The organism is Kitasatospora sp. NPDC057512 (assembly GCF_042802135.1).
Classification (GTDB): domain Bacteria; phylum Actinomycetota; class Actinomycetes; order Streptomycetales; family Streptomycetaceae; genus Kitasatospora.
This window is the reverse complement of the sequence record NZ_JBHVET010000302.1, coordinates 1-9,328: the sequence shown is the minus strand read 5'-3', so window position 1 is coordinate 9,328 and position 9,328 is coordinate 1. Positions and strand designations below refer to the sequence as shown.

General features: G+C 75.4%; 9 protein-coding genes. 1 reads left to right on the top strand and 8 read right to left on the bottom strand.

From position 1 onward, the window contains the following. Positions 1–88: 88 nt before the first annotated feature. The 8 genes from ACFU6K_RS20470 to ACFU6K_RS20435 all read right to left on the bottom strand — a co-directional run bounded on the left by ACFU6K_RS20470 (position 89) and on the right by ACFU6K_RS20435 (position 7,816). Positions 89–463, bottom strand: coding sequence for an ectoine synthase (locus ACFU6K_RS20470; protein WP_380664948.1), 375 nt, complete (start codon positions 461–463; stop codon positions 89–91). Then, entirely contained in the window at positions 457–1,374 is a 918-nt protein-coding gene (gene trpA / locus ACFU6K_RS20465) for a tryptophan synthase subunit alpha (RefSeq protein ID WP_380664946.1), read from the bottom strand. The genes ACFU6K_RS20470 and trpA overlap by 7 nt, the downstream gene beginning before the upstream one ends. Then, the gene (locus tag ACFU6K_RS20460) at positions 1,367–2,395 is read right to left on the bottom strand and encodes a hypothetical protein (RefSeq protein ID WP_380664944.1); all 1,029 of its coding nucleotides are present in this window, start codon (positions 2,393–2,395) and stop codon (positions 1,367–1,369) included. The genes trpA and ACFU6K_RS20460 overlap by 8 nt, the downstream gene beginning before the upstream one ends. A 5-nt stretch (positions 2,396–2,400) precedes the next feature. Then, the gene (locus ACFU6K_RS20455) at positions 2,401–2,682 is read right to left on the bottom strand and encodes an acyl carrier protein (protein WP_380664942.1); all 282 of its coding nucleotides are present in this window, start codon (positions 2,680–2,682) and stop codon (positions 2,401–2,403) included. A gap of 108 nt (positions 2,683–2,790) precedes the next feature. Next, the gene (locus tag ACFU6K_RS20450; protein ID WP_380664940.1) at positions 2,791–4,323 is read right to left on the bottom strand and encodes an AMP-binding protein; all 1,533 of its coding nucleotides are present in this window, start codon (positions 4,321–4,323) and stop codon (positions 2,791–2,793) included. A 5-nt stretch (positions 4,324–4,328) separates the two neighbouring features. After that, a complete protein-coding gene (locus ACFU6K_RS20445) occupies positions 4,329–5,234 on the bottom strand; it encodes a MaoC family dehydratase (protein ID WP_380664938.1) in 906 nt (301 codons plus the stop codon). Then, positions 5,231–6,466: a beta-ketoacyl-[acyl-carrier-protein] synthase family protein gene (locus ACFU6K_RS20440; protein WP_380664936.1), complete on the bottom strand. Its 1,236-nt coding sequence runs from the start codon at positions 6,464–6,466 to the stop codon at positions 5,231–5,233. Before ACFU6K_RS20440 ends, ACFU6K_RS20445 begins: the two co-directional genes overlap by 4 nt. A gap of 138 nt (positions 6,467–6,604) precedes the next feature. Next, positions 6,605–7,816 (bottom strand): aminotransferase class I/II-fold pyridoxal phosphate-dependent enzyme, encoded by a 1,212-nt coding sequence (locus ACFU6K_RS20435; protein ID WP_380664934.1) that lies wholly within the window; start codon positions 7,814–7,816, stop codon positions 6,605–6,607. A gap of 495 nt (positions 7,817–8,311) precedes the next feature. Between ACFU6K_RS20435 and ACFU6K_RS20430 the strand changes: the two genes are divergently transcribed. Beyond that, positions 8,312–9,184 (top strand): BTAD domain-containing putative transcriptional regulator, encoded by an 873-nt coding sequence (locus ACFU6K_RS20430; RefSeq protein WP_380664932.1) that lies wholly within the window; start codon positions 8,312–8,314, stop codon positions 9,182–9,184. The last annotated feature ends 144 nt before the right edge of the window (positions 9,185–9,328 follow it).

The following is a 9,328-nucleotide window of genomic DNA, read 5'->3' as shown; positions in this document are numbered from 1 at the left end:
GGTTCCAAGGGCCCGTCCCGGGGGCCCGGGCCCCCGGGGGTGCGGGGGCGGCGGGCCCCGGTGGGGGCGCGGGGTGCCTCTGGTGCCTCTAGTAGGCGGAGGAGGAGTGGGCGTCGAGCTGGTGGACCTCGTCGCCGCGCAGGGCCGGGGAGAAGACGCAGACCAGGCGCAGGTCCTCCTCGGGGCCGGCGACGAGGTAGTGGGCGTCGTGCTCGTCGAGGGCGTAGAGGCGGCCGGGGGTGATGGGGTGGGAGGTGCCGTCCATGTCGATGACCTCGCCGGAGCCGGCGATGCAGTAGCAGGCCTCGAGGTGGTTGCGGTACTCCAGGCGGGACTTGGTGCCGGCGTTGACGACGGTGTCGGTGAGGCTGTAGCCGAGGCCGTCGCTCTCCACCAGGAAGCGGCGGGACAGGCCGTTGCCCCACTCGACGGTCTTCACGTCGGCCAGGTCGCGGATCAGCATGCGGGTTGTTCCTCTCGGGTCGTGGTGCCGGGGGTGGTGGTGCCGGGGGTGGTGCGCGTGGTGGTGCGTGTGGTGGTGGTGCCGGGGGTGGTGCGGGGTCCGCCGGGGCGCTCCGGGCGGGCGGGGCGGGGGCGGAGGTCGGTGAGGTAGGCGCGCAACTCGTCGACGGGGTCGAGGTGTTCGCTCAGCGCGTGTTCGACGCGGGCGACGGCGGCGGAGCCGATGATCGCGGCGTCGGCGCCGGCGGCGGCGACGGCGGCCAGGTCGGCGGCGGTCTTGACGCCGAAGCCGACGGCGACGGGGGTCGCGGGGGCGGCGGTGCGCAGCGCGGTGACGGTGTCGGCGAGGGCGCGGTGGCCGCCTTCGGGGGTGGTGCCGGAGCGGCCGTAGTGGGCGACGAGGTAGACGTAGGCGTCGGTGGCGCCGTGGGCGGCGGCGGTGAGGACCTCGGGGGTGGAGGCGGGGTAGCAGGTGGTGACCTGGGGCAGGCCGGTGTGGTGCAGGGCGTGTTGCCAGGCGGGGCGCAGGCGCGGGGGCAGGGCGTGGACGAGCAGGGCGCGGGCTCCGGCGTCGCGGATGGCGGTGGCGGTGGCGGTGGGGTCGCGGTGGCGCAGGCTGTGGCTCCAGTCGGCGAGCAGGGCGACCTTGAGGTGGGTCAGGCGGGGGGTGAGGTCGGCGAGTTCGGCGAGGACGGTGTCCAGGGTGGTGCCGGCCTGTAGGGCGCGGGTGGCGGAGCGGCGGATGACGGGGCCGTCGGTGGGTGAGTTGGGGAAGGGGACGGCGAGTTCGAGGACGTCGACGCGCTGGTCGTCGAGCATGAGGGCGAGGTCGGTGAGGCGGCCGGCGGGGTCGCCGGCGTTGAGGAAGAGTGCCAGGCCCAGGTCGTCGTGGGGGAAGAGGGGTTCAGGCACCGGCGGTCTCCCTGGGGCGGGTGGCCAGGCGGGTGGCCAGGGCGTGGGGGGCGCCGTCGGCGAGGGCGTCCAGGGCGGTGGTGTAGGCGGTGTGCCAGCGGGTGTGGCGGCCGGAGGCGAGGGCGAGGGCGGCGGCGTTGAGGGCGATGGTGTGGGTGGCGGTGGTTCCGGCGCGGCCGGCGAGGGCGCGTAGGAAGTGGCCGGTGAGGTCGTGGGGGTGGGGGGCGAGGTCGGCGCGGGTGCCGTCGGCGGGGGCGACGGCGCCGGCGGGCAGGTGGATGTCGCCGTCGGGGGTGTGGAGGGTGTTGTCGGCGAAGGGCAGGAGTTCGTCGGCGCCGGCGGTGTTGTGGGCGAGCCACACGGTGCGGGTGGTGGTGTGCGCGGCCAGGGGGCGCAGGGCGGCGAGGGCGGTGGGGGTGGCGGTGCCGGTGAGCTGGGCGGTGACGGGGACGGTGGCGAGCAGGGGGCCGAGGGTGTTGAGGAACGCGCCGAAGGGTTTGAGGGTGAGGGGGTAGAGGGTGCGGGCGAGGCGGGTGAGGGCGGGCGGGTAGACGTGGGGGCCGGCGAAGGCGATGTTGTGGCGGGCGAGGTGGTCGGCGGTGGCGGTGTGGCTGGAGGTGAGGGGGATGCCGAGGCGTTCGAGGAGGTCGACGGAGCCGGCGGAGCTGGTGTAGGCGCGGGAGCCGGTCTTGACGACGGGGATGCCGATGGCGGCGGCGGTGAGGGCGGCGGCGGTGGAGAGGTTGAAGGTGGCGGGTCCGCCGCCGGTGCCGACGATGTTGACGCTGCCGGGGTGGGCGGGGCCGGGGTCGGGGGTGCGTTCGGTGAGCGAGGTGTGCAGGGCGGTGAGGGTGTCGGGGTCGGGCAGGCGGGTGGTGAGGGCGGCCAGCAGGGCCGCTGCCTGGGCCCGGTCGCTGTCGGCCGGGCCCAGGGTGCGGTGTTCGAGCTGGTCCCACCACGAGCGCCAGGCCGCCAGGTCGACGGGGCGGGCGGCGAGGAGCGCGGTGAGGGCCTGGTGCATGGCTGTCAGCCGCCCACGGCGGCGCCGGCCGCGGTGGCGGCGGTGGTGCGGCGTTCGGTGATGAAGGCGTCGATGGCGGCGACGGAGCGGAAGTTGTTGGGGTCGAGGTCGGTGTCGTCGACGGGCAGGGTGAAGTGGTCCTCGACCCAGGCGATGAGTTTGAGGACGCCGAGGCTGTCGATGACGCCGTCGGAGAGCAGGTCGTGGTCGTCGGCGAGCTGGTCGGGGGTGATGTCGGGCAGGAACTCCTCGATGAGGAACCGCTTGATCTGGGCGATGTTGCTCATGTCGGCAACTCCCTTGCGTCGGCGGCCGGTCGGCCGTTGGGTCGGGTCGGGTTGGGTCGGGTGGTGGTGCGGGTGGTGGTGCGGGTGGTGCGGGTTCTACGGGAGGTGTCACGGGGCGGGCAGGACGGCCTTGCGGTCGACCTTGCCGGTGGCGGTCTTGGGCAGCGGGGCGTCGTGGATGGCGAGTTTCTCGGGGACGGCGGCGCGCGGCAGGTTGCGGGCCAGGTGCTCGCGCAGGACGAGGCTGTTGAGGGTGGAGCCGGGGGTGCGCTGGACGGCGGCGTGCAGGCGTTTGCCGGTGAGCGGGTCGCTGGCGGCGGCGACGGCGGCTTCGCGCACGTCGGGGTGGGCGAGCAGGACGCGTTCGATCTCGGCGGTGTTGACGGCGACGCCGCGGACCTTGACCTGGAAGTCGGCGCGGCCGGTGAGGTGGACGCGTCCGGCGTCGTCGCGGGTGACGAGGTCGCCGGTGCGGAACCAGCGGCGGCCTTCTCCGGCGCCTTCGGGCTGGGTGGTGAAGCGTCCGGTGTCGCGGGAGCGGTCGAGGTAGCCGGCGGCCTGGAAGGGGGTGGAGACGTAGAGTTCGCCGCTGCCGGGGCCGTCCAGGGGGGTGCCGTCGGCGGTGGCGACCAGGGTGCGCACGCCGGGCAGCGGGGTGCCGATGGGCACGGGCAGCGCGGCGGCGGCGTCCAGGCGGTCCAGGCGGTGCAGGAAGCTGTCGTTGGTCTCGGTGCAGCCGTAGATGTTGTACAGCTCGGCGGCGGGCAGCAGGGCGGGCAGGGCGGCCAGGGTGCGGGCGTCGATGGCGTCGCCGGTGAACGCGGCGTGCTCGACGCTGTCCAGGGTGTGGGCGCCGGCGGCGGCCTGGACGAGCAGGGCGTAGGCGAGGGGGACGGCCTGCAGGACGTGGGGGCGGTGGCGCTTCAGCTGGGTGAGCAGGTGGCGGGCGTTGAGGGCGTGGGCGGGGTCGATGAGCAGGCAGGTGCCGCCGGCGGCGAGGGTGGCCCACACGTCGAGCAGGGCGAGGTCGAAGTTGAGGGGCGCGTAGTTGGCGACGGTGCGGCCGGGGCCGAGGTCGAAGGTGTCGTGGGCCCAGGCGGTGAAGCGGTCCACGGCGCCCTGCGCGAGGGGGACGATCTTGGGCAGGTCGGTGGAGCCGGAGGTGGTGAGCATGAAGGAGGTGCCGGCCGCGAGGGTGGGCACCGGCGCGGGGTGGGGCAGGGCGGGCAGCTGGGGGGCGTCCTGCCCCAGGGGGGCGAGCAGGCGCCGCGCGCCGGCCTGGGCGAACAGGGCGGCCAGCAGGGCGGGGGCCAGCTGCGGGGAGGGCAGCAGGAAGGGGCGGCGCTCCATCAGGCAGGCCAGCACCAGGGCGATCGCGGCGGGTGACTTGACGGCGTACAGGCCCACCGGTTCGCCCGGCGCCAGGTCGAGGGCGTTCAGGCGGGCGCGTTCGGCGTCGGCGGCCTCGGCGAGCTCCCGGTAGCTGACGCTCCGGTCGTGCCAGAGCAGGGCGGGGGCGTCGGGGCGGGTGCGGGCGTGGGCGGTGAACGCGTCGGGCAGCGCGAGCGGCGGCGGCGCGGTGTCCTGGACGGGACGGCCGAACGGGACGGCGGCGGCGGGGGTGGTGGGGGTGGTGGTCATGGTGCTCACTCCCCCGCCGGTGCGATGCGCGCCCAGCCGGCCTTGACGGCGGTGCCGGCCTCGGTGGCGACGGTGAAGCGCACCACGGTGCCCTGGTCGTGGGGCTGGAGGGTCAGGCGCAGTGCGGTGCCGGGGCGGGTGGGGGCGGCGAAGCGGGCGCCGAGCGCGGTGACGCGGGCACTGTCGCCGCCGGCGTGGCGGTCGGTGATCTCCTCGGCGGCCAGGGCGACGAGGTGCATGCCGTGGGCGATGGTTCCGGGGAAGCCGGCCGCGCGGGCGGCGTCGTCGTCCAGGTGGATGGGGTTGAGGTCGCCGGAGGCGTGGGCGTAGGCGCGGGTGTCCTCGGCGTCCAGCACGTGGGTGAGGACCAGGGGCGGTCCGTCGGGGACGGAGCCGGGGTGCGCGGCGGGCGGCAGGGCGCCGTACGGCTGGGCGGCGGTGGCGCCGAGCAGGAGCGCGGCGGTGGCGAGGTCGGCGATCGGGGCGCCGGTGGCCGCGTCGGTGAGGCGGGTGGTCAGGGCCAGGCGGGTGCCGCGGGCCTCGCGGCGCACGGCGGCGACCTCGACGGCGACGTCCACGTCCCCCGCCGTGAGGGGGGTGTGGGTGCGGATCTCCTGGGCGAGGTGGACCACGCCGGTGAACCCGTGGTCGCCGGCGGTCAGCGCGCTGACGGTGTGCCGGGCGAGGGCGTGGGCGGCGACGAAGGGGTGCGCGGGGCTCGCCCCGGCGCGGGCGGGGGCGCCCGGGCGGGCGCGGGCCGCGGCCCGGTAGGCGGCCAGGTCCCGGTCGGTGACGTGCAGGCGGGTGCGCGACACCGGCCCGGCGGGCGCGGTCACGGGCACGGGCACGGCGGGTACGGCTTGTGCGGCGGGTACGGCGGGGGCGGCGGGTGTGGTCGTGGGTGCGGTCATAGCGGGGTCACCACCAGGGTCGTGTTGTGGCCGCCGAAGCCGAACGAGTTGGACAGGGCCGCGCCGGCGCGCACCGGGCGCGGCGCGCCGTGCACGACGTCGAGGTCCAGGCCCTCTTCGGTCTTCTCGTGGTTGGCGGTGGGAGGGACGGTGCGGGCGTTCATGGCCTCGATGGCGGCGATCAGCTCGACGGCGCCGGCGGCGCCGATCAGGTGGCCGACGGCGCCCTTGGTGGAGGTGACCGGCACGCCGTGGGGGCCGAACACGGCGCGCAGGGCGGCGGCCTCGGCCCGGTCGTTGTGCACGGTGGAGGTGCCGTGGGCGTTGACGTGGGCGATGTCGCCGGGCGCGAGGGCCGCGTCGGCGAGGGCGGCGCGCATCGCGGCCACCGCGCCGGCGCCGTCGGGGCGCGGGTTGGACAGGTGGTAGGCGTCCGCGCTCGCGCCGTACCCGGCGAGCAGCGCGTACGGGGTGCGGCCGCGGGCCCGGGCGTCGTCCAGGCGTTCCAGGACGAGGAAGCCGGCGCCCTCGCCCATCACGAAGCCGTCGCGGTCGGTGTCGAAGGGCCGTGAGGCGCGCTGGGGTTCGTCGTTGCGCAGGGAGTGCGCGCCGAGGTTGCCGAACGCGGCCAGGGTGACGGGGGTGAGGGTGGCCTCGCAGCCGCCGGCGATCACCACGTCGGCGCGTCCGGTCTCCAGCAGCAGGGCGCCGTGGCCGATCGCGTCCGCGCCGGAGGCGCAGGTGGTGGCGATGGTCAGGGCGGGCCCGTTCCAGTGCAGGCGCATCGCGATCTGGGCGGCGGCCGCGTTGGGCATGGTGACCAGCGGCATCAGCGGGGAGACCCGCAGCGGCCCGTGCTCGGTGTACAGCGCGGACTCGCGGTCGCTGGTGGTGCGTCCGCCCACCGCGGTGCCCACCACGATGGCGCTGCGCCCGGGTTCGGGTTCGGGGCGTCCGGCGTCGGCGTGGGCGGCGAGTGCGGCGAGGGTGCCGTAGTGGGCGAACGGGTCGAGGCGGCGGGCGTCCTTGGCGGGGACGAGGTCGTTGTCGGGCAGGCCGGTGACCTGGCAGCCCAGGCGCACCCGGTGGCGGGCCAGGGCGGGGTCGGTGAGGGCGGTGGCGGTGGAGCGCCCGGAGGCGACGGTGCGCCAGAAGTCCTCGACGGTGTGGCCGGCGGGGCTGACCACGCCGAGGCCGGTGACGGCGATCGGCGGCCGGTGGTGGGGGGCCATGGCTTCGTCTCCTTAGCGCGGTCGCGCGGGCGGCCCGGCGGTGACAGCGGGGGCGGGCGGGCGGGCCGGTCCGGGCCGGCCGGGCGGATCAGGCGGGCCGGGCCGTTCGGATCGGGCGGATCAGACGGGCCGGGCGGGTCAGATCAGGCCGGTCTGGGCGGCGGCGGTCAGGAACGCCTCGGCGGCGAAGTCGATGTCGGCGGCGGTGTGGCGGGCGGTGACGGCGATGCGCAGCCGGGCGAGGTCGTTGGGTACGGCGGGGGTGACGACGGGCAGGCCGATGACGCCGGCCTTGCGGCAGGCGGTGGCGTAGTCGTAGGCGGCGTCGTCGCTGCCGGCGATGACGGGCAGGACGGCGGTGGTGGAGTCCATGGTGGAGATGCCGGCGTCGTTGAGGCGCTTGCGCAGGCGCTGGGCCTGGGCCTGGGTGTGGGTGACGCGTTCGGGTTCGCGGCGCAGGATGCGCAGGGACTCCAGGGCGGCGCCGGTCTGGGCGGGGCCGAGGGCGGCGGAGAACAGGAAGGGTCGGGCGGCGTAGCGCAGGTGGCCGATGAGGTCGTGGCTGCCGGCGACCCAGCCGCCCATGGAGGGGATGGCCTTGGAGAGGGTGCCGAGTTTGACGTCGACGCGGACCTTGTGGTCGAAGTGCTCCTCGATGCCGCCGCCGGTCTTGCCGATGACGCCCAGGGCGTGGGCCTCGTCGACCATGAGGAGGGCGTCGTAGCGGTCGCAGACCTCGCGCAGTTCGGGCAGCGGGGCGATGTCGCCGTCCATGGAGTAGACGCTGTCGACGATGACCAGGCGTACGCCGGTGGGGGCGGCGGCCTTGAGGCGGCGTTCGAGGTGGTCGACGTCGTTGTGGCGGAAGCGGGTGACGGTGGCGCCGGACAGGCGGCAGCCGTCGACGATGGAGGCGTGGTCGTACTTGTCGATCAGGACGGTGTCGCCCTGGCCGACGAGGGCGCCGACGGTGCCGACGTTGGCGGCGTAGCCGGAGCCGAAGACCAGGGCGCGTTCGCGGCGGGCGAAGCGGGCGACCTCGGCTTCGAGTTCCTCGTGCAGGGGGATGGTGCCGGCCAGGGCGCGTACGCCGTGGTTGCCGGTGCCGTAGACGTCGACGGCGGCCTTGGCGGCGGCCACGACGCGTTCGTCGCCGGCCAGGCCGAGGTAGCTGTAGCCGGACATCATGAGCAGGCGCTCGCCGTCGAGGTCGCAGTAGGCGCTGTCGCGTTCCATGGTGTAGGCGACGAAGCTGTTGCGCCGGGAGGGGTCGGACTCCAGTGCGGCCACGCGGGCGTTCGTTGCGGCGAGCTTCGGCTCCAGGCGGTCCCATGCTCCGGTGGCGTTCACGGGTTTCTCCTTCACGGCGTCACGGTGTTCACGGCTTTTCACGGCTGTTCGCGGTTGTTTCTCGGTTGTTTCTCGGCTGTTCGCGGTTGCGTGTGCTTGTGTGCGGCTTTTCGCGGCTCGGGGTGTTTCTCGAAGCCTTCACGCGGGGTGCTCAAGGATGGCTACATTTCTACGGCAGGATGCGCAAGGCGTCCGCAATAGGCGCTTTCCTGGCCTGCGGGAACGCTCTGACGTGCGGAAACCTTGCGTCCACGACGCATTGACCGGCCGGTGGGTATGTTTCCGCTACCGGTGTTGACACCGCGCGATGCGGCGAATGTATGGTCGAAATCCGCCGAAACCGAACGGCTGGTCGGCGGTTTATTGTTCCGATCCGCAATTTCCCACGCCGACGGCCGGAACGGGCCGTCACTTCCGCTTTGGCTCGAGGGGGTTGGAGCTCGTGTTGAAAGGCTTCAGGGAAGACGGTCCGTCCGGTAGATCGGGGGCCCGCGCATGCTGATCCGCCTCACCGGTCTGGTCGCCGTCGAGCACGAGGACGGCGCGCCGCAGCACCTGTCCAGCGCCCAGGCCCAGGTGGCGTTCGCGCGCCTGGTGCTGGAGCGCTCCAGCGGCACCAGCCGCGACCAGTTGGCCGACACCATCTGGCCCGACGGCCTGCCCGACACCTGGGCCTCCGCGCTGCGCAGCGTGGTGAGCCGGGTGCGGGCGTTCGTCACCGACCCGGGGCAGGGGCCCGGTGCGACGCCGTTGATCGCGCAGGGCGGGCGGTACGTGCTGCGGCTGCCCGCGGACGCGGCGGTGGACCTGGAGGCGGCGGCCTCGGCGGTCGGCGAGGCCGGCGAGGCGCTGGCCGCGGGCGGTCACGCGGTGGCGCAGCAGTTGGCCGCGGGGGCGCTGGCGAACCTGCGCGGGGCGTTCCTGCCCGACCACGAGGGCGAGTGGGCGCAGGGGGTGCGCGAGCACGTGGAGGAGCTGCGGATCAGCGCGTTGGAGACGGCGAGTCTGGCGGCGTCGGCGCTGGGTGAGGAGCACCACGCGCTGCGCTGGGCGGACGAGGCGGTGCGCCGGGCGCCGTTCCGGGAGAGTGCCTACCGCTGCCGGATGGAGGCGCTGGCGGCCTCCGGCAACCGGGCGGAGGCGCTGCGCTGCTACCAGCAGCTGCGTCAGGTGCTGGCCGAGGAGTTGGGCATCGACCCGGCCGCCGAGACGCAGGAGCTCTACCTGGCGCTGCTGCGCTCCCCCGTGCCGGCGGCGCCGGCTCCGGCGGCGGTGCGGGCGGTGGACCCGGTGCTGATGGGGATCTTCGAGCCGCTGGCACTGACCCGTCTGGCCCGGGCGGCGCCGGCGCCGGTGCGCGCGGCCTGAGCCCTGCGTCTGCGCGTGCCCTCTGTGCCCGTCTGTGCCGTTGTCCCGTTGTGGCGCGCCCCCCCGGGCCCCCGCCCGCGGGGGGCGCCCGCTGCCGCCCGTGCCGGCGGGTACCCGCGGGGGCCGCCCCCCCCCCCGGCGCGG

What these genes read in the sequence shown, in the direction of transcription:
- ACFU6K_RS20470 (WP_380664948.1), bottom strand. Translation starts at nt 463, where the DNA reads ATGCTGATCCGCGACCTGGCCGACGTGAAGACCGTCGAGTGGGGCAAC.
- ACFU6K_RS20460 (WP_380664944.1), bottom strand. Translation starts at nt 2,395, where the DNA reads ATGCACCAGGCCCTCACCGCGCTCCTCGCCGCCCGCCCCGTCGACCTG.
- ACFU6K_RS20455 (WP_380664942.1), bottom strand. Translation starts at nt 2,682, where the DNA reads ATGAGCAACATCGCCCAGATCAAGCGGTTCCTCATCGAGGAGTTCCTG.
- ACFU6K_RS20450 (WP_380664940.1), bottom strand. Translation starts at nt 4,323, where the DNA reads ATGACCACCACCCCCACCACCCCCGCCGCCGCCGTCCCGTTCGGCCGT.
- ACFU6K_RS20445 (WP_380664938.1), bottom strand. Translation starts at nt 5,234, where the DNA reads ATGACCGCACCCACGACCACACCCGCCGCCCCCGCCGTACCCGCCGCA.
- ACFU6K_RS20440 (WP_380664936.1), bottom strand. Translation starts at nt 6,466, where the DNA reads ATGGCCCCCCACCACCGGCCGCCGATCGCCGTCACCGGCCTCGGCGTG.
- ACFU6K_RS20430 (WP_380664932.1), top strand. Translation starts at nt 8,312, where the DNA reads ATGCTGATCCGCCTCACCGGTCTGGTCGCCGTCGAGCACGAGGACGGC.